Raw genomic sequence first — 24,704 nt, 5'->3', positions numbered from 1 at the left:
AGCATTTCTTTAATGATTTTTTCCATCATGGCCCTCTTATGGAGTGCCTGTGTTCCTCCGCAAGAGGAAGAAATCATTACCACGATCAATATTGATGTGCAAGATTCTCTCTTTCAGCGCATCATTGACTGGCAGGACCTTCGGCAAACGGAAGATCTGTATCCCATGCTTTATCACCCCAACCCTACCTATCGTTACCTTGCAGCCCGAGCCTTTGGAAGCATGGACGCTCCAGAAGCAGTGGACAGCCTGGCACGTCTTTTAAACGATCCGGTAGAAGAGGTAAGGAGCATCGCTGCTTTTTCTTTGGGACAATTCGGCGATGCCCGTGCGCTGCCTTTTCTCATTCGTGGATTTATTCAGGAAGATACCGCTATGGTGCATGCCATGTCGCAAAGAGCCATCCTTGAAGCAGTCGGTAAATGTGGTGATTTTCCTACTTTGGAACAGCTCAGTTCGGTGACGACCTACACTCCTCTGGATACGGCTTTACTCGAAGGACAGGCCTGGGGTATTTACCGGATGGGGTTGCGGGATATCATTTCCCCCATTGGTACCAAACGAATGCTGGCATTAGGCTGTCAATCACAATATCCGGAAAGCGTACAACTCATCGCTGCCAATTATCTTGCTAGGGTGCCAACCACGCTGGATTCCCTGGCTGAACCTGCTATACGTACTGCTTTTGAGCAAAACAACAATCCCGATATTCGCATGGCCTTGGCCATCGCTTTAGGTAAAACGCGCAGGAATGAGGCACTCACCAGCTTGATTGGCCAGTACCATAAAGAAAGAGATTACAGGGTCAAATGCAATATTCTGCGTGCCTTGTCCAATTTTCCTTACGAAAGTTGTCGCACTCTCGTGACGGAAGCGTTACGCGATCGTAACGAACACGTAGCCCGTCGGGCAGCGCAGTATTTATTAGAAAATTCCACCTCCGAAGATGCGGCTCAATGGTGGCGTTTTGCGAAAGATAGCTTACCTACTCCTATTCAGCTTGATCTTTACCAAGTGGCCAACCGCCATCTTCCCGCTTACCGCACCGAATTCCGGGATGCTATCAACTTTGAGTTGCGCCAGCGTTACCTCACCGCCAACTCTCCTTACGAGAAAGCAAGGGTGATCCGAGCCCTTGGTGAATTTGCCTGGAACTATCGCTATATCTTCCGCGAAAGCCAAACGGCAACCGACCCCATTGTCAAGTCTGCTTGTATCGAAGCTCTTCAGCAAATTGGTGATCGTGATGACTTTGCCGGTTTCTTTGGCCTTAGCGCTCGCCGGGTAACCCAAGAATTGGCAGGCTATTTCACGGAAGCCATTAAAAGCAAACAACCAGGCCCGGTGGCCATTGCAGCATCGGCATTACGTTCTGAAAAACGCGACTACCGTCCTTTTATCGATAGCCTGGATGTTTTAAGCCGCACCCTTGATGAGCTAGAACTTCCAGCTATGGTAGAAAGCTACAACGAGCTGGGGCAAACCATCGATTATCTCAAAGGGACGACTACGTTTGAGCCTATTCAGCCCAAATTCAACCACCCCATCGACTGGAAGCTATTGACCAGCCTGGGTGCCCAACCACGGCTTTCACTCAAAACAGATGCAGGAGACTTCGTCATTGCTTTATGGCCTGAAATAGCCCCCGGATCGGTAGCTAATCTGGCTCAATTAGCAAAAGACGGATTCCTGGTCGACAAAGCCTTTCACCGCGTTGTCCCCAACTTTGTCATTCAGGGTGGCAGCCCCAGTGGCGATGCTTACGGTAGCCTGGATTATAGTATTCGTTCGGAGTTAACGCCGCTGCATTACGACCAGGAAGGGATGCTGGGCATGGCATCGGCAGGTAGAGATACCGAAGGGACGCAGTTTTTCATCACCCACTCTCCTACCCTTCACCTTGACGGTAAATATACCCTCTTTGGAAAAGTAGTACAGGGGATGGACATCATCCACAAGATTCAACAAGGTGACCGTATTTTGGAAGCCAAATTTTTGACCAATTAATTTTTGAACCTCTTGGAGACGACTTCGGCTAAGCGTTAGTAGTTGTATTGTCTCCCAAAAGGCTTTAGCCCTTACCAACCATAAGTAATAACTCTCATGCAGTCAACTCCATTAAAAGATCGTCATGAAGCCCTGGGGGCACGGATGGCAGAATTTGCAGGTTTTTATATGCCTATTTCTTACAGTGGTATCAAAGAAGAACACTTTGCCGTAAGAGAAAAGGCAGGTATTTTTGACGTTTCGCACATGGGCGAATTCATCGTAAGGGGCAAGGAAGCCTTGGATTTTGTTCAGTACGTCACCTCTAATGATGCCAGTAAACTGGAAATCGGACAAGCTCAGTATTCCTGTTTTCCGAATAAGGAAGGCGGTATCGTTGACGATCTGTTGGTCTATCGACTGGCAGAAGACAACTGCTCAGAAGGAGAACGCGCTTACATGTTGGTGGTGAATGGTGCCAACATTGAAAAAGACTGGCGTTGGCTCTTTGAGTTGAATACTTTTGATACCCGTCTCATCAACATTTCAGACCAAACGGGTTTGATTGCCGTGCAAGGCCCTGCGGCTACTGCGATTGTACAGCAACTTACGACGACTGACTTATCCGCCATTAAGTATTACACCTTCACCAAAGGTTCGGTAGCAGGTGTTGACAATGTGATTATTTCCGCAACTGGCTACACTGGTTCTGGTGGTTTTGAACTTTATGCCGATGCTGAAAAAATTGGTATCCTGTGGGATGCTGTTATGGAAGCAGGTAAAGACCATGGCATTGCCCCCGCTGGTTTAGGTGCCCGGGATACGCTACGCCTGGAAATGGGCTACTGCCTTTACGGCAACGACCTGACCGACACCACCAGCCCTCTGGAAGCAGGTCTGGCCTGGATCACCAAACTCAACAAAGGGGAATTTATCGCTAAAGATTTCCTCCTTGCTCAAAAAGAGGCCGGGTTAAAAAAGCGCCTGGTAGGTTTTACACTTGACGACCGCAGAGTGCCCCGCCATGGCTATCTCATCGAAAACAGTGCCGGGGAAACCATTGGCGAAGTGAGCAGTGGCACACAATCTCCAAGCCTGGGCCACCCGATCGGAATGGGGTACGTACCCTCGGAATACCGCACGCCAGGCACCGAAGTTTTTATCGTTGCTGGCCAAAAACGCTTATCTGCCAAAGTAGCAAAATTGCCTTTTTTGAACATTTAAGCGCATTTTTCCTTATTATAGTATTAGATTTCACAATTTTCTGAAATCTACGAATACGATTGGTAATCATGACGCTAGACGAAGGCAAGCAAAAGTTTTTACAATCCTGGGGCGCACTGGGCTCAAGTTGGGGTATCAACCGTACCATGGCTCAGATCCACGCACTATTGCTCATCTCTCCCGAAGCACTCTCGGCGGATGAGATTATGGAAGAATTGCAAATCTCCCGTGGCAACGCCAATATGAATATTCGGGCGCTCATTGATTGGGGACTCGTTTTCAAAGAACTCAAACCCGGTGAACGGAAAGAGTTTTTTGTGGCAGAGAAAGACATGTGGGAAGTGGTAAAGTGTATTATCACTCAACGTAAGAAAAGAGAGCTCGAACCAATGCTGAGGGTGCTTGACGAGTTGTCAGGCGTTGCGGATGATAGCAAACAGGGAGAAGCTTTTGCGGAAGTTATCAAAGACATTAAACTCTTCAGTAGCAAAGCTGACTCTACGCTAGATACCCTCACCAAAGCCGACTCCAACTGGTTTGTAGGCACTTTCATGAAAATGATCAGGTAGATTAATTTACCCAAGTAAGGCATTTAAGTTTCCTTAAATGCCTTACTTGGGTTTAGATGGCTTGATTTTGCGTAAAGATGGTACTTAAGGGTAACGTCAAATTTGGGTAATCCAAAACTCTGAGGAGGAACGACAACTCTGAGGAGCCTGCGACGATCACCGCAGGTCATCACCACAGGTAATCCCTTTACCCTCTACCAAATACCTAGTACCGTGAGAATTGCCTAGCAAATAATCACTTTCAGAGTACACAATGGCAAGGCTCACATTAATCCAAGGCACCAAAATGCTCAAGGATGATATCCGCCAGTTCTCGGCCGATATTGGCTTGAGCTTCTACGGTAGAGGCTCCGATGTGAGGAGTGACCGATACGTTGGGATGCTGGAGCAATTCTGGATTAGGAGTTGGCTCATTGACGAAAACGTCTAATGCAGCACCGCCTAATTTTCCACTCTTTAGCGCTTCCAACAAAGCATCTTCGTCAGCAATACCACCACGGGCAGTATTGATAATGAAGGCACCCGTTTTCATTTGAGCGATCTCGTCTTTGCCTACCAATGCACGGCCTACGCTAGGCACGTGGAAAGTGATAAAGTCAGACTGTGCCAGTACTTCTTCGAAGCTTACGGTTTCAACAGTAACCGTCAAGCGGATACTCTTGGTGGCGTAGAGCATGATGTCGATATCCGCTTCATCCACCATAGGATCGGAAGCTAAAACGTTCATCCCCATACCGATGCCGATACGAGCGACTTCCTGCCCGATACGACCAAAACCAATAATACCCAGGGTTTTCCCACGAAGCTGGGTGCCTTCTGAGTATGCTTTTTTCAAAGCCTTGAAATTGGCGTCACTTGCAACCAATTCCCGGTTGGAACGGTGCACAAAGCGTGCCAGGTTGAACATGTGGGTAAATACCAGTTCAGCAACTGACTGAGAAGAAGCAGCGGGAGTATTGAATACCGCAATGCCTTTGTCGCGTGCGTAATCAACATCGATATTGTCAAGTCCAACACCCGCACGAGCAATCACTTTCAAATTGGGGCAAGCGTCGATGAGGTCTTTACGAACTTTGGTAGCACTTCTGATAATGATAGCATCATAAGCAGGTAGTACTTCAATCAAGTCTTCCTGGGCTACTTTGTCGGTGTCCACCTGGTAGTTGGCTTCTTCCAGCAATGTCTTTCCATCTGGATGAATACCATCATTGGCGAGAATCTTAATCATGTCCTTTAAATTAAGGGGTTTGAAGATTGTTTACTTGGTGCGCGACGTGGTTAGGATAGCGAACCAAATCATTGCTTTTGGCTGAAGGCAGCGCAAAAGTAAGGATATTTTACTCGCTTGCGCAACTATCCTCAAGCAAATTACCGTGTTATTACTTAAGACTGAATTTCTTCCCACCAGATCAAAAAAAGCATCCCGAATTTCATGGAAAGAAACCCGGGATGCTATTAAAACTCGGTATAAACAACTTATTTCATTGCGTTCTCCAAGGCCGGGTAATCGGTATAACCTTTGGCTCCGGGCGTATAGAAGGAATCATAGTCAGGCTCTGCGAGTGGAGCCTCTTCCTGGAAGCGCTCCACCAAGTCAGGGTTAGCAATCCAGGGGCGACCCATCGCCACCAGGTCACCTTTTCCTGCCTGCAAGTCATTCTCGGCACGCTCTTTAGTATAACCTCCACTAAGGATAAAGGTTCGCTCAAATTTGGTTCGCAGGATCTCCTTGATTCGATCAGGAACCTCTGGTGCGCCCATTGAGCTATGGTCAACTAAATGGAGATACACCAAGCCCAGGTCATTCAGTTTTTCGGCAAGTAAAGCGTAAGTCTCGTCCAGTTCATCATACAGCCCCATTTCATTGAAGGCACCATAGGGTGAAACGCGAATAGCGGTCTTGTCTTTTCCAATGGCTGCTACGACTTGTTCCGCTACTTCAATAACAAAACGAATTCGATTTTCAATGCTTCCACCATACTTGTCGGTACGCTGATTCGAACCAGGATTGATAAATTGCTCAAGTAAATAGCCATTTGCCGCGTGTAACTCTACACCGTCAAAGCCAGCATCAATCGCATTTTTTGCGGTCGTAACGTACTCCTGTATAGCCGTTTTTATGTCCTCAGCAGTCATCTCCTTGGGCTGAGGAAAGGGTTGATTCCCTTTCGGGTCGGTATACATTTCACTATCCGTCAAGCCAATGGCTGAAGGTGCCAAAACCTCACTGCCAGCAGGCATATTCAGTGGATGAGATACCCGGCCAGTGTGCATGATCTGTAAGAAAATTTTCCCACCGGCAGCGTGTACCGCCTGAGTGACACCTCGCCAGCCTTCCGTTTGTGCCGCACTGTATGCTCCTGGTATACGTGGATAACCTAAACCATTGGGAGAAGGCGATGTGCCCTCGGTAATGATTAGGCCAGCACCTGCCCTTTGTGTATAGTAAGCTGCCATGAGTGCATTAGGGATGTTGTCCGTAGCGCGGCTTCGGGTCATCGGAGCCATGACGATACGGTTAGCAAGTTCAATGTTCCCTAATTGGTATTTTTCGAAGATTTTCTTTGACATAAGATTGTTTTTTTGGTTTATAAATCCACTCCTTGTAACAAGCTCGATAGTTGGACTTGTTCGGTAGTGTGTCAAAGAAACACGACTAGGTTTTGAATAGATGAGTCGCAAAACCTGTAGTGTCCAACAGGGGACAAACGAGGTAATTTTAATGGTTTTCTAAAACAAAAACCCGGAAGCTGCAACAGCCTCCGGGAACTCGAGAACATAATTTCACTCACTAATTATTTTTATTGACCAGCTCTGCAGGAATACCCAGGAAAGGAGATTCACTGCTGGTGATAATGACCTTGGTATTATCACTGGTAGACATTCGGTAGAAGGCTTCGATGGCACGGTATTGCAAAATCTGTGGTTCCAATGCTTCCGCTAGTTTTTGGTTGGCCTCTGCCTGTGCATTGGCTTCCAGAAGGATGGCATTGGCTTGGCCAGCAGCCCGAATTTCCATTTGCTGTCGCTCGGCATCGGCCTGAATGATAGCTGCGTTACGGTCACCTTCCGCTTTGATGGTGCGCCGTTCGGCATCGGCCTGCTCTTGCTGTTTCACAAATTCCATACGTTGAGCATCCTGCTCTGCCTGGAGTTTTTCTTCAATTGAACGGGCCAAACCCTGAGGCAACTGGATGCTCTTGAGCAACACATTTTCTACAATAATTCCTTTGGCCTGAAGTATTTCAGACATCCGTTCCCTGATCTGATTCTCAATGATGGAACGCTCTCCCGAGTGCATATCCTTGGCCAGGAATCGGGCAGTCACATCAGCAGAAGCAGAACGAAAAACAGGAAGGATGATCTCTTGCTCATAACTACGACCAATTTCCCGTAAGATACTAGGAGCCTCCTTGGGGATAATTCGGTAGAGAATAGAAATTTCAGAACTGATCGTCAGCCCTTCCTTGGAAGGGAGATTGGATCTGATTTCCAGGTTAACCGTGCGGGTAGGTAAGGTTATGATGGTACTGGTGAAGGGGTTGTAAGAACGAGGCCCTTCATTCAACGACTGGTCGTTGATCCGCCCCAAACGCTGGCGTACGCCTACTTCTCCTGGGCGGATTACCACACAACTTGATAAAAACCCAACGATTAAAAGTGTTAGAGAAAAAATTTTGATTGTTTTCATCGGCGCTTATTTTTAGTATATAATAGCTTTACTACCAAAAGGATCAGCTATACTAATTTGTTCGCCGATTACCACTTAATCTTTTTCCAAAAACTTGGGTGCCCTCCGATGCTTGGTTCCTTGCTCGAAGGCGTAGGCAATTTCCAATAGCAGTGGCTCTGTCCAGGCTTGCCCGAAGATGGACATGCCTACGGGGAGTTCTCCCACAAAGCCCATGGGTACGGTGATATTGGGGTATCCTGCGCGGGCTGCCGGAGAAGAGCTCCCCAACTGAAAGTGATCGCCATTGATCCAGTCCGTCGTCCAGGCAGGGCTGCCCGTGGGAGCGATGATGGCATCCAGCTTGTTTTCCTCCATCACTTTATCAAGACCTTCCTGCTGACTTAGGCGAAGCATTTCGGCTAGTGCTTCCTGATAAGCCGTGGAAGTGAGGTCTTCTTTTGCCTGTGCCATTTCCAGGTATTGTTGGTTGTAATACTCCAACTCAACTTCATCTTGCTTGTTGAAAGCAATAAGTTCTTCCACCGTTTTTATGGGTGCATCGGGGCCCAAGCTGGCAAAATATTTATTGAGACCATCTTTGTACTCAAAGAGCATGATCTCAAATGACAATCCACCTGCCTGTCGTGGAGCGATCTCTTCGATTTCTACTGTTTCTGCACCTTGCGATTTGATGAATGCTACGGCTTGTGCAAAAAGCGTATCTACTTTAAAATTGGCCCCTAACGGCTGGGTATAAATACCGATGCGCTTCCCTTTTAGTCCATCAGCATTGAGAAACTGGGTATAATCCTTGTAGGTTTTGTTTTCGCTGGCAAGCGTCTTGCTGTCGGCGGGGTCAATACCGACCATGGCCCCCAGTCCGATAGCTGCATCACGTACTGTCCGGGCCATTGGGCCAGGCGTATCCTGGGTGAAAGAAATAGGAATGACACCACTACGGCTGATCAGCCCAACGGTAGGTTTGATGCCCACTACGCCATTCGCATGAGAAGGACAAACAATAGAACCATTGGTCTCCGTACCTACTGCCAAAACTGCCAGGTTAGCCGACACCGAAGCGCCTGAGCCTGAAGATGATCCACAAGGATTGCGCGTAAGCACGTAGGGATTTTTGGTTTGCCCACCAACACCACTCCAACCACTGGAAGACATTTCACCGCGAAAATTAGCCCATTCACTCAGGTTGGCCTTTCCTATAATGATGGCGCCAGCCTGACGTAATTGTTTGGCCAGGTAACTGTCTTGTAAGGGGTAAGAATTGGCCAAAGCCCTGGAGCCCGCCGTGGTTGGCATTTTGTCGTGGGTATCAATATTGTCTTTCAGGATCACAGGAATTCCGTGCATTGGCCCTCGGGATTTCCCGGCGGCTAGTTCTGCATCCAGTTCAGCAGCAATCGACAGGGCATCTGGATTAACCACAATCACCGAGTTCAACATCGGCCCTGCGTCATCAATGGCAGCAATCCGGTCGAGGTAAGCCTGGGTAAGTTCTTGAACGCTATAAGTCCCCGCAGCATAAGCCGCCTGGATATCGGCGATGGTAATTTCTTCAAGTTCGAGCGTAGCAGCTTGGTTTTCTGCAACTTGTCCGCCTGTCGTACAAGAAAACAATACCAATAAGGTGAGTAGCAGCGAAGTAGGGACAATACGACTGTAGCACTTTTTCATACGTAAGATTTTACTTTCTCTAACCAGGTTGATTATCAGAGTATCAGCTATTAAAGATTGAAATTACAAAACCTCAGAAAGTATAAAAAGATGTCAAAAAATAAAAAATAATCCCGATTACAGCGCTTTTGGCCATAATCGGGATCATTTTCTTACCTAATTCTAGTGATTGTATTAGTTACCTCTACGTTGTGACAAGGTAGGAAAAGCAGCACCCGTGTAATGGTTAAACTTCTGGCTGCTTTGCACTGGCAAGCGGTATTGCTCAATGAAGCCGGCAAGGAGTACCTTGATTTCGTCTTCCGATACCAAGCGAGAATCAGGGCGTAGTAGGAATCCTATCTGGTCAATTTGCCCATTCTCTGCCCAAAAAACGTGCAACCACAGACGGACACCATTAAGGTCAAAATTCTGGCTATTAGCGTAATTGTCCATGGCTTGTTGCATATCCAGCCAACCTTCAAAAGCTTTGGTGATATCACCCGCACAAGCCTCAAGCAAAGACTGGCTATAGGTCGAAGTTAGTTGTTCGTAGCGTTGTTCTTCCGAACCCAGCACAAAAATTTTATCTAGCGATCCAGATTGCGCTGATGCTAGCAGTGGCAAGGCGAAGAGACATACAGTGGTTATAAGAGATCTCATCATTTTTGGGAATGTTTATAATTTGAAAATCGTGAACAGCATAAAAACAAAGGTAAGGAACAAAATGTAACTATTCTCTAGATTAGGGGTACTAGCTCAGTCCTTTGGCAAAAGATTCAACGCTGAATTCAAGGCTTTCGTCTAAAGAATTTAATCCCTTACCTAAATATTTGCATCTTTGAACCGTCATCAGCGTCGTAAGGTTGTTAAAATAGTCTAAGAACAAACAACAGATCACCAATGATCATTGACGTTATTTGTGCGATTATCGCGCTGTACGGTTTCTGGGTAGGTTATTCGCGGGGGATCATCAAGACGGTGCTTACCACCATCTCTATTCTTTTTGGGGCCATGGCTGCTTTCAAGTTCAGCCCCACGGTTTCATCCATGCTGCAAGAATGGTTTGATGGCCCGGGATCAATCATGTTGCCAGCGGCCTTTCTGCTTACCCTCATCCTCACCTTGGTCTTGTTCCGGATGTTGGCCAATGGCCTGGAAAACATGTTGGAAGCTGTCAACATCAACTTTATCAACCAAATGATGGGAGGAGGTGTCTCCATGTTTTTCTTCATCTTCCTCTATAGCGTCCTCGTCTCTTTTGCCGATAATTCCCGCTTGATCGACCCCGACACCAAGGAGGACTCCGTCACCTACAATATGCTCCAACCCATTCCCGAATACGCCTGGACTGCTGGAAAGCATATCTGGCCCGTCTTCCAGGAATTTTACCAGCACGCGCTTGATGTAATGGATCAAATCGACAGTTCTGTAGAACGCCAGGAGAACGATAAATTCTTTGATCTCGAGGAGGATGAGGAGGATACGCCGAGGAGGTATTAAACGAGTCTAAGGGTTTTATGGTGTAAAGGTTTAAACGTTGCTCGTAGAGACGTTGCACTGAAACATCTCCATGCCGAAACGTGGTTCTCCCTTTTAGCAATTTGACGGAAACGCCTTATCATCTACTGATGCAAGTCGGGATCTTCACCAAGCTTTCCACGCTCTGCTCTGCTCTGCTCTGCTCCGTAGGATTGGGTTTGAAACCCGATCCTACGGAGCAGAGCAGCTACCATCCTTTCTCCTTAGTTCCCAACTTATATCGCACCAAGCTACGCTTTGCGCCCGGGCCTCAAACATACTTCTTCAGTTCACTAAAGTCAGTAATGACCACATCTGCATTTTCTAGCGTTTGATCTGCAGCCATTGGGTTCCTGTAACCAAAAACAAAAATGCCGGCAGTTTTAGCAGCTTGTATTCCGTTGTCCGAATCTTCGATAACGATGCAGTTTTCTTTAGGAGTGCGTCCTAGCATGGCCGCTTTTTCAAAGATTTCCGGATGCGGCTTGGATGCCTTTAAATCTGCGCCACTGATCTTGGCCGTAAAATATTGATGCAGATCAAATCGGTTAAACACCCGGTCTATATTCTCCATCGCAGAAGAAGAAGCCAGCACCAAAGTGAGCCCCTTATGATAGAAATACTTGATAATAGCTTCGACCCCATTTACCAAATGCAGCTTTGGATCGTTCTCAAAGAAATCAACATAGCGTTTACGCTTTTGCAAAACCAATTCTTCGGGATCTTCCTCTAAATTAAAATGCGCAACCAATCGCTGAAAAGCATTTATCGTCGAAGACCCCGTAAAAGTTTTGTACAACTCCTCTGACACCTCTACCCCTAAAGCATCGAAAGTCTCGTAATAAGCTTTCTTATGAAGCAATTCAGAATCGATAATGACGCCGTCCATGTCAAACAATACACAGGTTACTTTTTTCATGAGTTCTCCTCAGACTTTGGGCAATACCTTGTTTTATTCTGATTCAACCGCCCTTTGCAGTCTATCATTGATGGTTTTTCCGAGTCCATTATCCGGAAAGCGCTCGGCGATGATCACATCCAAGTCCAGTTTATCCAATCGGTGCAAAGCGGCATATAATTCTTTTGCAGCTTCTGCTAAATCCCCCGCAGGAGAAAGTACTTCTTGATGGGCAATACTGTTATCTGTGATGGTATCCTTAAAAAGTAATAAGCCTATTTTTTGATGTTGAAACATCTTAATATATTCACCGACATTGTCAGTTAGATGCGTATTTGTAGCTGGGGAATAATGCCGGGAAAGCATGCCAGGGGCACTCACATCCGTATCGTTCCCACTTGTTCTTACTCGCACTTTTCCGATTACTTTCTCAATTTCTTCCACAGAAATGGCTCCGTGTCGGAACAATATAGGTTGATCATCTTCGAAACCGATGATCGTTGACTCCACCCCCTTTTCGCATCTGCCGCCATCTAAAACAACGCTTAAGGTATTTTTAAAATAGTTATCAACGTGTTCGGCGGTAGTAGGGCTGATCGCACCAAAAGGATTTGCACTTGGTGCCGCTAGCGGAAAATCCAGTTGTGCTAAAAGGTTTAAGGTCGTAGGATGGTTGGGTACCCTTACGGCAACGGTTTCTTTTCCAGCAGTGACCAGGTCAGGAATATTAGGCTGCTTTTTAAGAATTAAGGTCAATGGACCTGGCCAAAAGTTTTTCGCCATCTTTTCTGCGGCAGCAGGAATGTCGGTTGCAACCTGTGATAAAAATGCGGCAGATTTAACGTGTACAATCAGAGGATTGTAGAATGGGCGTTGTTTTAACTCAAAGATCTTTTTTATCGCCGTTTCACTGTAGGCGTTACCAGCTAGACCATATACGGTTTCCGTAGGAATGGCAATAATTTCATTTGCTATTAATGCTTGCTTTGCTGTGGCTAGATTTGTTGTTATCAAAATAGGTAGTATTTAAGCATAGAATCTTTAAAAATGAGGCGCATTTTTCGTCACCAAGGCTCCTCTTTTCATGGAGGACGGAACAAAATTAGCGAACAAGCGATAATTAAGCGTTAAAAACAGCCCTAATCCTCGTACCCATTCCAACGCCGCCAGATAGAGACCACTAGCCGCAATGGCAAAACCCCACAAGTGATCACCGCTCCTACCCCAAATAGCAGCATCTCGCTACGGATAAACTTCATCATCGGTTCCTGCTCTACCCGAGGCAGCGTGCCTACTATCCCCTCTATGCCATTCTCATCCAAAAAGGTCTGAAATAGATTGATCTCCTGGATCAATAAGAAGGCGATGAAAATACAAGCAAAGATGATAGCCACCTTGATATTGCGCCAATCGGCCAAAAAAGTATAACGTAAGAAGAAGATATAGCGCGTAAAAGTGATCATAATGACCACAAAAGCCAGATTCGGCCATAAGAATTGATAATCGGGTAACTTATAGAGAACAGGCCCCAGTATCATTGTCGCAATGACGGCTGTGATTAGCCACCAAACGAGCTCCAAACGGGCCAACAGTGCGGTACTTTGTTGCATGAATAGTTTTTTTCAAAGAAAAGACAAAGCTACGCTAGTAAGGTTCATTTACTGCTTGGTAAAATATTTTTTTTGACAAAAGTGCTTACTTAGCCTTAATTGAAAGATGGCAAGGCAGGTATTGCTGTAGTATTCAGACCAACAATAAATTGTTAACCGCCTGACAAACAACATATAAAATAGAAATAAAAACAATATTTAAAATAAATATCTTAACTTTGTGACCTGCATATAATAGTTCCGTCTTAAAGGAACAAACAACAAACACACACCATTTTTTTGATGTTCCCCAAAGCACCAAAATTTTACTTTTTAATCCCAATCTGCTGATGATGATGTACCCCATCATTGGCTTTTTTGCACCAACCCTCAAGATACTATAGACCTAATTTTTTGTAGGTTAACTACAAGGGGGATTCGAAGGGAGCTGACTCAGCTCCCTTCTTTATTTTACTACTCCCGCTTACGCTGATCACGCTCAATCACCTCATTGATCTGACTGACGTTCAGATTTTTAGCAATAATCTTCCGGTCTGGCCCTAATACATAAACCTCTGGGGTGACATTCACAAAATAGGTTTTATAGATAGCACGATTGGAGGGGTCAAAAACATTGGTCCAACGCATTCCCGTTTTTGCAATATAGTCTTTCCACAAAGCATCTTCGGTATCAATAGCAATTGCGTAGACATCCACCAATGGGGGTGTCTGTTGTTGCCAATTGCGGTACAAATCAACCAATACCGGAGACTGTTCCTGGCAATGTTCACAGTCAGGATTGTAGAGATACACCACGATGTAAGGTGCTTTGAGTTCATAAACAGAACGCAGCTGACCTTTCTCGTCTGGTGCTTTTACATTCGGGCCAGGCTGGCCGACCAAACTGTGAGCCATCTCGTCCGCACGTAATTGCAGCGCATAGATATTGGTGGAATCCGACCAAAAAGCTCTTTCGTAGGTAAAGTGGTTTTGCACCATGTGTACAAATACAGCTTCTGAATCCATAAGCGTCGTCTTGGTCGGCTCATAATTCAGGGCTACGTAGTTCACAAAATATTTGTAATACTCCGAGTTTTCTAAACTTGGCAGGCGCTCCACCAGCCGCTCTAACGAAAGAATAATGGAGTCCGGTTGCTGCGGCGTGAGTTCTTCAAAATAACGCTTGAGCTTATTAAAGATCACAGGCGTATTCATCAGGCGTTCATCAGCAAGATCAACACCGTCCCAAAATTCCATCCGATAGGCCGTCACCTGTGCGTCATTGGGTAAGTCGCGACGGAGTTCAGGATTTTGGCCAGCTTTCTTAAATTTCACGAAGAAAGCATTAGGATGCTCTGCAAACACCTTATCCAGGTAGTTTTTTCGGTCGGCTACCAATTGTTGGCGTTGTTTTTCCACGGCTTTGTATTCCGCACTTCCTTCTGTGAGTGTTTTCAGTTGTTGTGACAAGGGGTTGTAAGCCTGCTGGTAATTGGCCTCATAACGAAGATTATCGTACAGCAATTGATTGTCTACACTGCCTTCTACCTGCATACTCCCCACCAGATCATTCATCTGGGTGGATAAAGTGAACGTTTGATCTTCTGCAATGATCAGCTGAAAATTGGCATTATTAGGCAACAAAATAAAATATATGCCCTGGCGATAGGGTTCGTCCTTTGTAAAAGTTACGCTCCCATTTGCATCAGTCGTTGCTTCATCGGCTAGAAATTGCTGGTCGTTGAGCATTCCTACCAAGCGCACCGATCCAGCACCGAGGCCCGCAACCTTAATGGTAAAATTGCCATTTTCAGCGATCATCGTTTCCGTCGACTGGCTAGCCGAGGTATCCGCAGCACTGCATTGCCAACAAAGGCAGGCAAAAAGACTCAATAGCATTGTGGTCATCAGGTATTTCATGTTTTATTTATTTGTTTTGAGCAATACTTGTGTGCCAAAAGAAGCCCCTTATATGGTTCAAACCAGCAAGCCCTAGCATTGCCGCGCTCCGCTGCAAAAATAAACCTAAAACCTACTTTTCCCTTACCTTTGCCCCATGAAAGCGAAAAATCTCGCCGAAATTTTACCGGATATCAAAGCCTTGGCCAAGCAGGAACGCAAAGCTAACCGTAAATACTTCGCACGTATCGGCAAACGCCCACCGCGAGAGCTTGATGCTACTGTGAGCGAACTCCACGAAGAAGTATTCAAGGAAATGGATTGCCTGGCTTGCGCCAACTGTTGCAAAACGACCAGCCCCATCTTTCGCGATGTGGACATCGAGCGTGTAGCCCGCCATCTGGGCATTCGCCCGGCCGAACTGGTAGACCAGCACCTGCACCTGGATGAAGAAGGCGATTATGTGTTGAACTTCTCGCCTTGCCCTTTTCTGGGCGACGATAATTATTGCAGCATCTACGAAGCTCGCCCCCGCGCTTGCCGCGAATATCCCCACACCGACCGCAAGAACTTCCACCAAATCCTGGATCTGACCTTAAAGAACACCAGTGTTTGCCCCGCTACGTTTCGGATCGTGCAGCGGTTGCGGGAGGTGTTGCCGGGGTAGCGGAGGAAGGATACGGGCAGCTTCGCGCCCTTTGGGGTAGAGCGTAGAGGGATTTTCTAGTTCTCCAAGGCAGGGTTTTGACTATTTTTAGTCAGACACACATTGATGAAGGGTCTCCCTCCCACCCGACCATCCCCTGCAACTCAAGCATTTTCAATTGCTTAAGTCGACGAATATAATACACAAGGGCTTGGTGTACGACCTCCTTTTTAGTGGCGTGCTTACCAAGTTCTAATGCCAATTGCAGCAGTTTATCGTCAATATCGATATTGATCCTCATTTTTGATATCCAAAAGTCATTGATTTTATACACAAAAGCAACTGTTTTTCACTCCTCCCACATTCATCAAAAACTGTTTATCTTTGCGAACAAACGTTCGTAAATCAACGCTAGATGAAATTCATTTGCAAGCATGGACGGACTGAAGTCCAGCCTACCTTTTAGCGACCAAAGAATTTCATCAAGCTCAGCAAACCACCACAATATGCAGTTACAGCACTATATCGAGGGAAAATGGGTAAGCCCTAGCCAGGAAGAATTCACGCAATTTGACGCCTCTACGGGCGAAGTGATCGGTAGTTGCTCTACTGCGGGCCTGGATTTTGGGGATATCCTGGCTTACGCCCGCAAGACCGGTGGCCCAGCCCTGCGCAAAATGAGCTTCCGTGAGCGGGGGCTGATGCTGAAGCAGCTAGCGCTGCACCTCAATGATTTACGTAAGAAATATTACCCCTTGAGTTACCAAACGGGTGCAACCAAAGGCGACAGTTGGGTAGACATCGAAGGCGGTATCGGCACCCTATTTGCTTACGCTAGCATGCGTCGGCAGTTGGGTGACCAACGCTGGTACGTAGATGGCGAAGCGGCTCGGCTCTCCACCGAAGGGACGTTTATTGGTACGCACGTCATGGTTCCCCGCCAGGGAGTAGCCGTGCATATCAATGCCTTCAATTTCCCCATCTGGGGAATGCTGGAAAAGGTAGCGGTGAATCTACTGGCGGGTATGCCCGCAGTGGTTAAGCCTTCCGAAGTGACCAGCTTTTTGACGGAGGCCATGGTGCGCGACATCATCGCCTCGGGCATCTTGCCGGAAGGGAGTCTGCAACTCGTCCAGGGTTCCGGAGTAGGTATATTGGATACGATGGGCAGCCAGGATGTGGTCACTTTTACGGGTTCCGCAGCTACAGGGCGTAAGCTCAAAGGGTTACCTCAGATTACCAACGAGGCCGTCCCCTTCAACATGGAGGCAGATAGTTTGAATGCAGCTATCTTGGGCAAAGACGCGGCTCCTGGCACCGAAGAATTCAACCTCTTCATCAAGGAAGTACGCCGGGAGATGACCACCAAAGCGGGGCAAAAATGTACCGCTATCCGCCGCATCATTGTCCCCGAAGCATACATCGAGGATGTACAGATTGCTCTGGGCAAACAACTCGCAGGTACCACCGTGGGCGACCCCCGCAATGAGGGCGTACGCATGGGGGCACTGGTGAGCAAAAAGCAGCAGCAGGTCGTCAAGGAGCGTGTCCAGCAACTCTTGCAGTCCAGTGACTTGGTCTACGGACAATTGGATGATTTTGAAGTACTGGGCGACCGCGACAAGGGTGCTTACTGTACACCAATCCTTTTGCGCAACGACCACCCTTTCGAGCACACCGCTACCCACGACATTGAGGCATTCGGTCCGGTGAGCACCCTCCTACCCTACCGCGAACTCGACGATGCAATTGCACTGGCCAACCTGGGTAAAGGCTCGCTGGTGAGCACCATCTGCACGTACGATGCCCACACCGCGCAGGAATACCTCTTGGGTGCTGGCGCGCAGCACGGCCGGATACTGATCCTCAACCGCGAGAGTGCGCCCGAGAGCACCGGCCATGGATCACCCATGCCGCTGATGAACCACGGTGGGCCGGGCCGGGCCGGAGGTGGTCAGGAACTAGGCGGTATTCGCTCCGTCAAGCACTATCTACAAACAGTCGCGCTTCAGGGGCACCCCACCATGCTCACCCAGGTTACCCAACAGTACCAACCTGGTGCAGCCCGTAAGGAGAGCGATATTCATCCGTTCCGCAAATACTTTCAGGAGATTGAGATAGGGGATACCATCACCACGGCGAAACATACCGTCACGGACGGTGATATCGGCAACTTCGCCAACCTCACCGGCGATCGTTTCTACGCCCATGTAGACGCTACATCACTGGAAGGCACGCCCTTCGAACAGCGTGTAGCCCACGGATATTGGGTACTCAGTAAAGCTGCCGGCCTCTTCGTAGAACCCCGCAAAGGTCCCGTTTTATTAAACTACGGCCTGGAATCTTGTCGCTTCACCAAGCCCGTCTACCCCGGCATGACCATCGGCGTTTACCTGACAGCCAAAGAGAAAATCGAGCAACAACAACGCGATGACGAAGATTACCGCAAAGGCATCGTAAAGTGGTTGGTAGAAGTCTACGATGAAACCAATGAAACCGTTGCAATTGCTACTATTTTGACGATGGTGAAGTTGAAGGAGGAATAGGTTGGTTGATGGTTGTTTGTTGGAAGGGTGTAAAAGTGGAAGAGTGTAAAAGTTGGATATCCACTTCGTAGAGATGTTACTCGTAACGTCTTCACCCTCAAACAAGCTGCACACCCGGCTAAGCCTGGCGCTGCGCCTCCGTTCGACGTAGTTTACCAACTACGGCGCTGTGTCTACAAAACTCCATTTTGTGAAACAAGTAAAGCCGGTGCCGGATGGGCCGGCGCAAAAGATGAATAACCGCTACAACCTGATCCTCCGCAAACTCTCCACATCGTGAGCAGCCAGAAAGTGATCCACGTAGGGCAGCGCAGTTTGCATACCTCTTACCGTAGGTTCGTAGCCGGGGCGGCCAGCTAGTGGATTGAGCCACATGGTGCGGTAAGCGCGTCGTTGGAGATAGCGCATACTTTCTTCCAGCTGTTCGATATTGCCGGTATCCAAACCATCGCTGAGGATCAAGACGATGGTGTCCTGGTTGAGCAAGCGGCCGCCGTATTCTTGGGTAAATTGGTGGAGGCAGCTGCCGATCTCCGTACCTCCAGCCCAGGCACTGCTCTCGGCGGTGAGGCGGCGGAGGGCTTTTCGGAAATCCTGCTCGCGCAACTGGCGGGTGACTCGTTCGAGTTCGCTGCTAAAAATAAAGGTCTCTACTTGTTGGCCAGTGCGTTGAAAACCGTACATCACCTGGATAAGAAAGCGGGTATACAGCTCCATAGATTTGCTTACATCACACAGCAGCACCAACTTCACTTTGCGGGCTTTGGGTTGGTGGTAATGCAAATCCAAAATTTCCCCGCCGTAGCGCATCGCGTGCCGCAGGCTTTTACGTAAATCCAGGCTGTTTACTTGTCGGCTCGGCTCCTTTCTACGGCTAGGGCGCTGGGCAATTCGTTGGGCCAATTGCCGCACGATCCTTAAGACTTCTTGTAATTCTTCTTTTGCAAAAACACTAAAATCCTGAGCGTGGCCTTTCCCACCCGGGGCGTAGGTTACCATCTCGGTGCTTTCGCTATTGCGACCACCGTGTAACCAATCTTTGAGTACTTGAATAGAAGGAGGACGTGGCTTGGGCTTGGCCATCTCCACGGGTTGCTCTTTGATTTTGCTGTCGACCGCGCGTTCCAGCTCCTTCCAATACTGGGTATAGAGGTCATCAAACTTACGCAACTGGCTCAGGTCTTTGCATAGCACCGAGCGCAGTACCAGTCGAAAATCCTGTCCCGAACGGAGACCTACCGCTGGCAAAACGTTCAATACATCCACCTCTTCGGCGGCACTGATCCGAAATTGTTGTGAGCGCAAAAAACGACAGAACTGCACCAACTGCTCCGGCAGATTGGTACGGCGTTGAAGAGGGGTAGCTGTGATTGAAGTAGAGATGGCTAGGATACTTTTTGATTGGCTTAATTTACAACAAAAAAATGCGCGCTTCCTTCCCTACGGAACTAATTTTCTGACAATTTCGTATTATTGACCAGAAAAACTCATTCTCTGACAATTTTAAACCAACTCTCTCGATGCGTTACTTATTACTCTTCCTCTTTTTAGGGGCTGCTCCTGGTCTGTGGGCAAATACTCAAACCGATAGCCTGACCTTATCTGATGCGGAACAAGAAGTCTTTTACCTCGCGCTCTATCAAGCCTATCTCGACAGTATTGACCAAACCATTGATTACCGTACAGATACGGTTTTGCTTGGCAACAACCTTGCTATACTCAAAGTACCTGCTGGTTTCAAGTACGTTGGTCCCGCTGATGCGGAAATGATCCTCACAGATATTTGGGGCAACCCACCCTCTTCAGCACCCTCTCTCGGGATGCTTTTTCCGCTGGACGGTGGGCCAAACAACCTGGACAGCTACGGGATCAACATCACCTATTCCGACGAAGGCCACGTAGCGGATGACGATGCCAAAGACATCGATTACGATGAACTCCTCGAAAGCCTCATCGAGGACACTGCTGCCGAAAGTGAGTTGCGAAAAGAGCAAGGCTACGGCACTGTGCGCATGGTCGGCTGGGGCAGCCCGCCCTTTTACGATGAAGCGACCAAAAAACTACACTGGGCCATGGAGTTGAACTTCGATGAAACGGAAACCAATACACTCAACTACAGCATTAGGGTACTGGGCAGAGAGGGCTATCTCGTTCTCAATGCCATTGGTGGTATGGAACTTTTGCCGGAAATCAAAGACAACATCAACGGTATCCTGGCAGGGGTAGAATTTGAGCGTGGCCAACGCTATGCCGATTACCGCCCTGGCGTAGACCGGCTCGCAGCCTACGGTATCGGCGGACTCATTGCAGGTAAAGTGCTCATGAAAACGGGGCTACTCGCCTCTATCGGCATCTTCTTGCTCAAAGCATGGAAGCTGGTGGCTTTAGCCTTCGTTGGGCTGTTTGCCGGCATCCGGAAGTTTCTGGGGCGGGGGGAGTAGATAAAAGGTACTTGGTATTTGATAAAAAGGGTTGCGCTACCGGATGACTGGTGGCGCGGCCCTTTTCCTCATCTCACAAGGCCTTCCACCAATACTGCAAGACTTTGGTTGTTTCTTCCGCTTCTCCCCTGTCCAGCCAGCTCATTTTAGCAAAGTAACCCTCTTTTTTAGCATATCCCCGCTTTTGCCAAAACCGATCCAGTGGCAGGTAATCCGCAGGCTTCAGCGGATGATCGTCCGGGCGGACGACGCCACAAAACACTGCTTGCGTAAAGCCCAACTTTCGAGCCCAAGCCTCACGCTCCTGAAAAAATTGTACACCGATGCCCTGCCCCCGGTAAGCTTTCGCAAGCACCGATTCACTGAAGTAAAAGATACGATCAACATCATGCGCTTTCCACGGCCCAATCACCTCGTCGGGTTCCTGCGCCAGCGGCAGCCCTGTAGATATTCCTACCACTTGGTCACCATCGAATGCAGCGACCACAATCCCGTCCTCCGCCTTCACAAAAGTTTGCAGGTATTCTTTTTCGTACACCAGAGAGCCGTCGTACAAATAGGGATATTCCCGAAATACGGAAATCCGCAGTTGCGCCAAATCATCGAGATAGGCGACAATTTCTTTTTGGGTAAATGTTTGGATGTTTATCATTGAAACCATTTAATAAATTCCGGGAGTATCCATTGAACTGTGTCTGCGTCAAAAGTAGACACATTTAATTATGTCAAAGAAAACCAAAAAAGAAGAGACTCTGTCGGATTTCGATTTTGAGTCATATCGCCAGCAAGTTATTGCGGGCCTAATTCAAGGTAAGGGATTAACAGGAGAAGACGGTCTTCTCAAGCCTTTGATTGCTAACTTTTTGGAAGGAGCTTTAGCGGCAGAACTAGAAGACCACATCCAAGGGGAAAAAGCCCAAGGTTTAACCAATAAGCGCAATGGGCAGCTATCTAAGGAAGTTCGCTCCGAGGCTGGCCCTGTTGAGATTCACTACAGCCGTGATCGTAACGGTAGTTTCGAGCCCTTGACGGTCAAGAAGCGGCAATATGAACTAGGCTTAGGTTTTGACAACCAGATTCTGGAGCTGTACTCAATGAGTAACTCAATCAGTGACATTCGGTTGCACTTAGAGCGTATGTACGGGGCTCAGATGAGCGACAGTCGTATTTCGTCTGTAATCAACAGCACTTGGGAGCGAGTAGAAGCTTGGCGAAACAGTCCCTTACCTGCGCTGTTGGTAGTGATGTTCATTGATGCGATCTATTTGGATGTACGTCGTGATGGACAGGTCAGCCGTATTGCCCTTTATGTTGTATACGGGATTACGGTGGAAGGAAAACGCGAGATCATTGCTTTGATTCCTGGTCAAGGAGCCGAAAGTGCTACAGAGTGGGCACGTTGTTTACAGCAGCTTAAAAATCGCGGTCTAGAGGATGTCCTCTACATATGCAGCGATGGTTTGACAGGTTTACGTGAAGTGATCGCCGAGACTTTTCCTTTAGCTAATATCCAGCGTTGTGTGGTTCACAAAATTCGCAATACCTTTAAGTTACTGGACGAAAAGGATAGCCGTCAGGTTTTACGTCAGCTTAAGGAAGTTTACAACGCTGTCAACGAGGCCGAAGCCCGCAGGAAATTGGAAGATTTCCAGGTTTTCTGGCAAGGCAAATACGATCTGGTTGTAGACTTGTGGCTCAAAGATTGGGATGATTTAATGAGATGTATGCAATTGAGTCCGACGCTGAAAAAGTTGATTTACACGACCAATGCCATCGAAAACCTCAACCGGGAAATTCGCCGGGTGACTAAGGCCAAAGGCGCATGGGTCAGCGAACGAGCTTTGCTTATTCAGTTGTTCTTAGCACTGGAACGTAAAAAAAACAGCTGGAATAAATCAGTAAGAACATGGAGTGCTATTCGACGTGAATTAACGCTAGCACATGGGGATCGATTTACCAAACATATTTCCTAAAGTTGCAGACACAGTTCAATGGACACTCCCTAAATTCCCACCTCTAAAAAATACGTCCTATTTCTATAATACATCCCCTACTATGTGACTATGTGATTCAAAAACCCCATACACCTATGTGACAAAACCCCTACCCAATCTTCGCCTGCACCCCTACCCTGTCCCACAGCTCCTGCAGCGAGTCCTGCGCCTGGCGCATGTCCTTCCAATCCTTGAGCACTACGCCCAGGGTCGATTCAATCAAGGCGGGTTCCAGATGGTCAAAGTGCATCTCCGTCAGTGCTGTGGCCCAATCCAGGGTTTCCGCTACGCCGGGTACTTTCTCCAACCGCATCTTGCGCACCTCTTGCATAAACACGCAGATTTCGCGGGCCAACTGCTCATTGGCCGCCGGCACTTTACGCTGCACAATTTCCAGCTCCTTTGCAAAATCGGGGTAATCAATATAAAGGTACAAACAACGCCGCCGCAAAGCTTCCGATAGCTCTCGCACGCGGTTACTCGTTAGGATCACCTGCGGCACGTGCGTCGCTTTGATGGTCCCAATCTCCGGGATGGTGATCTGCCAATCCGAAAGCACCTCTAGCAGGAAACTTTCAAATTCCTCGTCGGCACGGTCCACCTCGTCAATCAGCAGTACGGGCGCCTGGTGGTGGGTAATGGCTTGCAACAGTGGGCGCTTCAGCAAAAAATCCTCGCTAAAAATTCCCTGCTCTTTCTCGGCCAGGGTCTTGCCCGACTGTTCCTCCAGCTTTATTTGCAGCAGTTGGCGCTGGTAGTTCCATTCGTACAGCGCGTGCGCCGCATCCAGTCCTTCGTAGCACTGTAGTCGTATCAAGTCGGTCTCCATGGCGGTAGCCATCACTTTGGCAATCTCGGTTTTCCCCACACCAGCGGGGCCTTCAATCAATAGGGGCTTCTGCAACAATTGCGCCAGATAGATCGACATCACAATCTGTTCCTCCGCAATGTAGCCGCGGGCCGCCAGTAGTTCTCCTATTTGTTCCCGTGAACTCGTCATCGACATAATTAATGTTTTTTCGGGCATCCCTCTGTACCTAACGGGGCCGGGCTGTTCGCGATATTTCGTTACCCTATTACATGCATAGAGACGTTGCACAGTGCAACGTCTCTAATATTAGGTGTAGCATGCAGACGTTGCAGGGCAACGTCTCTATGGATTAAATCAACGCCATCAGTGCCCGTTTGGCGTAAACCCGCGCCAGATGGGCCCGGTATTTAGCACTGGCGTAATGGTCTTCCAGCATTTCGGCACCCGCCGCCGCTTTGGCTACTGCCGCGTCAATGGTAGCCGCTGTGGCGGGTTGGCCGTTCAGCGCAGCCTCCAAGCCACCGTCCCTAAAGGCAGCATCCGCTACCCCGGTGAAGCCAATCCGAACATCCGAAAAATTGCCGCCACTCACATTGGCCATTGCGGCACAGCCTACGATCGCAAAACGCGAGGCTGGTTGCTCAAATTTGGCGTAAGCCGAACGGTAGTCGCCATCAGGAATGGGGATATGGATAGCTGTAATCAACTCTCCCTCCTTCAAGGCCGTCATGTAAAACCCGACAAAGAAATCATCGGCTGCTACCGTGTAGTTGCCTTTATCGTTGGTAAGCTCTATACGCGCTTTTACGGCCAACATCATGGCTGGCCAATCAGCTGCGGGGTCGGCGTGGGCCAAGCTTCCGCCAATCGTTCCCTTGTTCCTTACGGCAGGGTCGCCAATATGGCCAGCACCCGCTGCCAACATGGGGATAGCCGCTTTCACCTCCGCAGAAGACGCAATCTCGTGGTGCGTCGTCGCTGCTCCAATGATCAGCTTATCGCCCTCGCGGCGGATGTACTTCAATTCTGGAATACGGCCAATATCGACCAGACGATCCGGTTGATTCAGCCTTAATTTCATTGCTGGCAACAAACTGTGACCGCCAGCCAATGCCTGAGCTCCACCGTCAGAGAGCATCTTGATTGCTTCTCCAACCGATTTGGCTCGGCTATATTCAAATGATGTGGGTATCATTTTGATTGTTTTTTAATGTAAAAAATCATGTGTCAGGCAAACGT

22 protein-coding genes are annotated in these 24,704 nt (G+C 48.1%); 8 read left to right on the top strand and 14 right to left on the bottom strand.

The annotated features are described in order from the left end of the window. The first annotated feature begins 12 nt into the window (after positions 1–12). The 3 genes from AB0L18_RS15265 (at position 13) to AB0L18_RS15255 (ending at position 3,779) form a co-directional block, all read left to right on the top strand. Positions 13–2,007 (top strand): peptidylprolyl isomerase, encoded by a 1,995-nt coding sequence (locus AB0L18_RS15265; RefSeq protein ID WP_367388167.1) that lies wholly within the window; start codon positions 13–15, stop codon positions 2,005–2,007. 96 nt (positions 2,008–2,103) lie between these two features. After that, the gene (gcvT, locus tag AB0L18_RS15260; RefSeq protein WP_367388166.1) at positions 2,104–3,210 is read left to right on the top strand and encodes a glycine cleavage system aminomethyltransferase GcvT; all 1,107 of its coding nucleotides are present in this window, start codon (positions 2,104–2,106) and stop codon (positions 3,208–3,210) included. A gap of 68 nt (positions 3,211–3,278) precedes the next feature. Further along, positions 3,279–3,779 carry a GbsR/MarR family transcriptional regulator gene (locus tag AB0L18_RS15255; RefSeq protein WP_367388165.1) on the top strand — a complete coding sequence of 167 codons (501 nt, stop codon included), beginning with the start codon at positions 3,279–3,281 and terminating at the stop codon, positions 3,777–3,779. Positions 3,780–4,047: 268 nt separating this feature from the next. On the opposite strand, the gene AB0L18_RS15250 is transcribed toward AB0L18_RS15255, so the two are convergent. The 5 genes from AB0L18_RS15250 to AB0L18_RS15230 all read right to left on the bottom strand — a co-directional run bounded on the left by AB0L18_RS15250 (position 4,048) and on the right by AB0L18_RS15230 (position 9,786). Next, entirely contained in the window at positions 4,048–5,007 is a 960-nt protein-coding gene (locus tag AB0L18_RS15250; protein ID WP_367388164.1) for a D-2-hydroxyacid dehydrogenase, read from the bottom strand. 248 nt (positions 5,008–5,255) lie between these two features. Continuing rightward, entirely contained in the window at positions 5,256–6,350 is a 1,095-nt protein-coding gene (locus AB0L18_RS15245) for an alkene reductase (RefSeq protein ID WP_367388163.1), read from the bottom strand. Between the two features lie 220 nt (positions 6,351–6,570). Continuing rightward, a complete protein-coding gene (locus tag AB0L18_RS15240) occupies positions 6,571–7,470 on the bottom strand; it encodes an SPFH domain-containing protein (protein ID WP_367388162.1) in 900 nt (299 codons plus the stop codon). A gap of 75 nt (positions 7,471–7,545) precedes the next feature. Beyond that, complete coding sequence (locus AB0L18_RS15235) at positions 7,546–9,141, bottom strand: amidase (protein ID WP_367388161.1); 1,596 nt, start codon at positions 9,139–9,141, stop codon at positions 7,546–7,548. A 174-nt stretch (positions 9,142–9,315) separates the two neighbouring features. Next, positions 9,316–9,786, bottom strand: coding sequence for a hypothetical protein (locus AB0L18_RS15230; RefSeq protein ID WP_367388160.1), 471 nt, complete (start codon positions 9,784–9,786; stop codon positions 9,316–9,318). 237 nt (positions 9,787–10,023) lie between these two features. Between AB0L18_RS15230 and AB0L18_RS15225 the strand changes: the two genes are divergently transcribed. Next, positions 10,024–10,623, top strand: coding sequence for a CvpA family protein (locus tag AB0L18_RS15225; RefSeq protein ID WP_367388159.1), 600 nt, complete (start codon positions 10,024–10,026; stop codon positions 10,621–10,623). 289 nt (positions 10,624–10,912) lie between these two features. On the opposite strand, the gene AB0L18_RS15220 is transcribed toward AB0L18_RS15225, so the two are convergent. From AB0L18_RS15220 to AB0L18_RS15205, 4 genes are all read right to left on the bottom strand, one after another. After that, on the bottom strand, positions 10,913–11,560 hold the full coding sequence (locus AB0L18_RS15220; protein WP_367388158.1) for an HAD family hydrolase: 648 nt from the start codon (positions 11,558–11,560) through the stop codon (positions 10,913–10,915). A gap of 33 nt (positions 11,561–11,593) precedes the next feature. After that, positions 11,594–12,553 (bottom strand): L-threonylcarbamoyladenylate synthase, encoded by a 960-nt coding sequence (locus tag AB0L18_RS15215; RefSeq protein WP_367388157.1) that lies wholly within the window; start codon positions 12,551–12,553, stop codon positions 11,594–11,596. Positions 12,554–12,678: 125 nt separating this feature from the next. After that, on the bottom strand, positions 12,679–13,149 hold the full coding sequence (locus AB0L18_RS15210; protein WP_367388156.1) for a hypothetical protein: 471 nt from the start codon (positions 13,147–13,149) through the stop codon (positions 12,679–12,681). Positions 13,150–13,602: 453 nt separating this feature from the next. Next, positions 13,603–15,048: a TlpA family protein disulfide reductase gene (locus AB0L18_RS15205; RefSeq protein ID WP_367388155.1), complete on the bottom strand. Its 1,446-nt coding sequence runs from the start codon at positions 15,046–15,048 to the stop codon at positions 13,603–13,605. Between the two features lie 136 nt (positions 15,049–15,184). On the opposite strand from AB0L18_RS15205, the gene AB0L18_RS15200 reads away from it, so the two are divergent. Beyond that, positions 15,185–15,694, top strand: a complete 510-nt coding sequence (locus AB0L18_RS15200; RefSeq protein ID WP_367388154.1) for a YkgJ family cysteine cluster protein — start codon at positions 15,185–15,187, stop codon at positions 15,692–15,694. Positions 15,695–15,785: 91 nt separating this feature from the next. Here the strand turns inward: AB0L18_RS15200 and AB0L18_RS15195 are convergent, their stop codons facing one another. Next, the gene (locus AB0L18_RS15195; protein ID WP_367388153.1) at positions 15,786–15,974 is read right to left on the bottom strand and encodes a type II toxin-antitoxin system VapB family antitoxin; all 189 of its coding nucleotides are present in this window, start codon (positions 15,972–15,974) and stop codon (positions 15,786–15,788) included. Positions 15,975–16,179: 205 nt separating this feature from the next. Here AB0L18_RS15195 and paaZ point away from each other — a divergent pair, with 205 nt between their 5' ends. Then, on the top strand, positions 16,180–18,219 hold the full coding sequence (gene paaZ / locus AB0L18_RS15190) for a phenylacetic acid degradation bifunctional protein PaaZ (RefSeq protein WP_367388152.1): 2,040 nt from the start codon (positions 16,180–16,182) through the stop codon (positions 18,217–18,219). A 243-nt stretch (positions 18,220–18,462) separates the two neighbouring features. On the opposite strand, the gene AB0L18_RS15185 is transcribed toward paaZ, so the two are convergent. After that, positions 18,463–19,524, bottom strand: coding sequence for a VWA domain-containing protein (locus tag AB0L18_RS15185; protein WP_367388151.1), 1,062 nt, complete (start codon positions 19,522–19,524; stop codon positions 18,463–18,465). 215 nt (positions 19,525–19,739) lie between these two features. Here AB0L18_RS15185 and AB0L18_RS15180 point away from each other — a divergent pair, with 215 nt between their 5' ends. Next, a complete protein-coding gene (locus AB0L18_RS15180) occupies positions 19,740–20,660 on the top strand; it encodes a DUF2167 domain-containing protein (protein WP_367388150.1) in 921 nt (306 codons plus the stop codon). Positions 20,661–20,733: 73 nt separating this feature from the next. Here AB0L18_RS15180 and AB0L18_RS15175 read toward each other — a convergent pair whose 3' ends face one another. Then, a complete protein-coding gene (locus AB0L18_RS15175) occupies positions 20,734–21,312 on the bottom strand; it encodes a GNAT family N-acetyltransferase (protein WP_367388149.1) in 579 nt (192 codons plus the stop codon). 70 nt (positions 21,313–21,382) lie between these two features. Between AB0L18_RS15175 and AB0L18_RS15170 the strand changes: the two genes are divergently transcribed. Then, positions 21,383–22,633: an IS256 family transposase gene (locus AB0L18_RS15170; RefSeq protein WP_367388148.1), complete on the top strand. Its 1,251-nt coding sequence runs from the start codon at positions 21,383–21,385 to the stop codon at positions 22,631–22,633. Positions 22,634–22,763: 130 nt separating this feature from the next. On the opposite strand, the gene AB0L18_RS15165 is transcribed toward AB0L18_RS15170, so the two are convergent. Next, complete coding sequence (locus AB0L18_RS15165; RefSeq protein WP_367393154.1) at positions 22,764–23,654, bottom strand: AAA family ATPase; 891 nt, start codon at positions 23,652–23,654, stop codon at positions 22,764–22,766. Positions 23,655–23,814: 160 nt separating this feature from the next. Continuing rightward, positions 23,815–24,660 carry a xanthine dehydrogenase family protein subunit M gene (locus AB0L18_RS15160; protein ID WP_367388147.1) on the bottom strand — a complete coding sequence of 282 codons (846 nt, stop codon included), beginning with the start codon at positions 24,658–24,660 and terminating at the stop codon, positions 23,815–23,817. Positions 24,661–24,704 lie beyond the last annotated feature (44 nt).

The organism is Lewinella sp. LCG006 (genome assembly GCF_040784935.1).
Lineage (GTDB): Bacteria > Bacteroidota > Bacteroidia > Chitinophagales > Saprospiraceae > Lewinella.
Note: the sequence above shows the minus strand (reverse complement) of the source record. Positions and strands in the feature narration are given on the sequence as shown.

Coding starts and splice junctions, on each gene's coding strand:
- AB0L18_RS15210 (WP_367388156.1), bottom strand. CDS start 13,149: ATGCAACAAAGTACCGCACTGTTGGCCCGTTTGGAGCTCGTTTGGTGG.
- AB0L18_RS15160 (WP_367388147.1), bottom strand. CDS start 24,660: ATGATACCCACATCATTTGAATATAGCCGAGCCAAATCGGTTGGAGAA.
- AB0L18_RS15200 (WP_367388154.1), top strand. CDS start 15,185: ATGAAAGCGAAAAATCTCGCCGAAATTTTACCGGATATCAAAGCCTTG.
- AB0L18_RS15205 (WP_367388155.1), bottom strand. CDS start 15,048: ATGAAATACCTGATGACCACAATGCTATTGAGTCTTTTTGCCTGCCTT.
- AB0L18_RS15240 (WP_367388162.1), bottom strand. CDS start 7,470: ATGAAAACAATCAAAATTTTTTCTCTAACACTTTTAATCGTTGGGTTT.
- AB0L18_RS15220 (WP_367388158.1), bottom strand. CDS start 11,560: ATGAAAAAAGTAACCTGTGTATTGTTTGACATGGACGGCGTCATTATC.
- AB0L18_RS15165 (WP_367393154.1), bottom strand. CDS start 23,654: ATGACGAGTTCACGGGAACAAATAGGAGAACTACTGGCGGCCCGCGGC.
- AB0L18_RS15175 (WP_367388149.1), bottom strand. CDS start 21,312: ATGATAAACATCCAAACATTTACCCAAAAAGAAATTGTCGCCTATCTC.
- AB0L18_RS15195 (WP_367388153.1), bottom strand. CDS start 15,974: ATGAGGATCAATATCGATATTGACGATAAACTGCTGCAATTGGCATTA.
- AB0L18_RS15230 (WP_367388160.1), bottom strand. CDS start 9,786: ATGATGAGATCTCTTATAACCACTGTATGTCTCTTCGCCTTGCCACTG.
- AB0L18_RS15235 (WP_367388161.1), bottom strand. CDS start 9,141: ATGAAAAAGTGCTACAGTCGTATTGTCCCTACTTCGCTGCTACTCACC.
- paaZ (WP_367388152.1), top strand. CDS start 16,180: ATGCAGTTACAGCACTATATCGAGGGAAAATGGGTAAGCCCTAGCCAG.
- AB0L18_RS15225 (WP_367388159.1), top strand. CDS start 10,024: ATGATCATTGACGTTATTTGTGCGATTATCGCGCTGTACGGTTTCTGG.
- AB0L18_RS15170 (WP_367388148.1), top strand. CDS start 21,383: ATGTCAAAGAAAACCAAAAAAGAAGAGACTCTGTCGGATTTCGATTTT.
- AB0L18_RS15180 (WP_367388150.1), top strand. CDS start 19,740: ATGCGTTACTTATTACTCTTCCTCTTTTTAGGGGCTGCTCCTGGTCTG.
- gcvT (WP_367388166.1), top strand. CDS start 2,104: ATGCAGTCAACTCCATTAAAAGATCGTCATGAAGCCCTGGGGGCACGG.
- AB0L18_RS15255 (WP_367388165.1), top strand. CDS start 3,279: ATGACGCTAGACGAAGGCAAGCAAAAGTTTTTACAATCCTGGGGCGCA.
- AB0L18_RS15245 (WP_367388163.1), bottom strand. CDS start 6,350: ATGTCAAAGAAAATCTTCGAAAAATACCAATTAGGGAACATTGAACTT.
- AB0L18_RS15250 (WP_367388164.1), bottom strand. CDS start 5,007: ATGATTAAGATTCTCGCCAATGATGGTATTCATCCAGATGGAAAGACA.
- AB0L18_RS15265 (WP_367388167.1), top strand. CDS start 13: ATGATTTTTTCCATCATGGCCCTCTTATGGAGTGCCTGTGTTCCTCCG.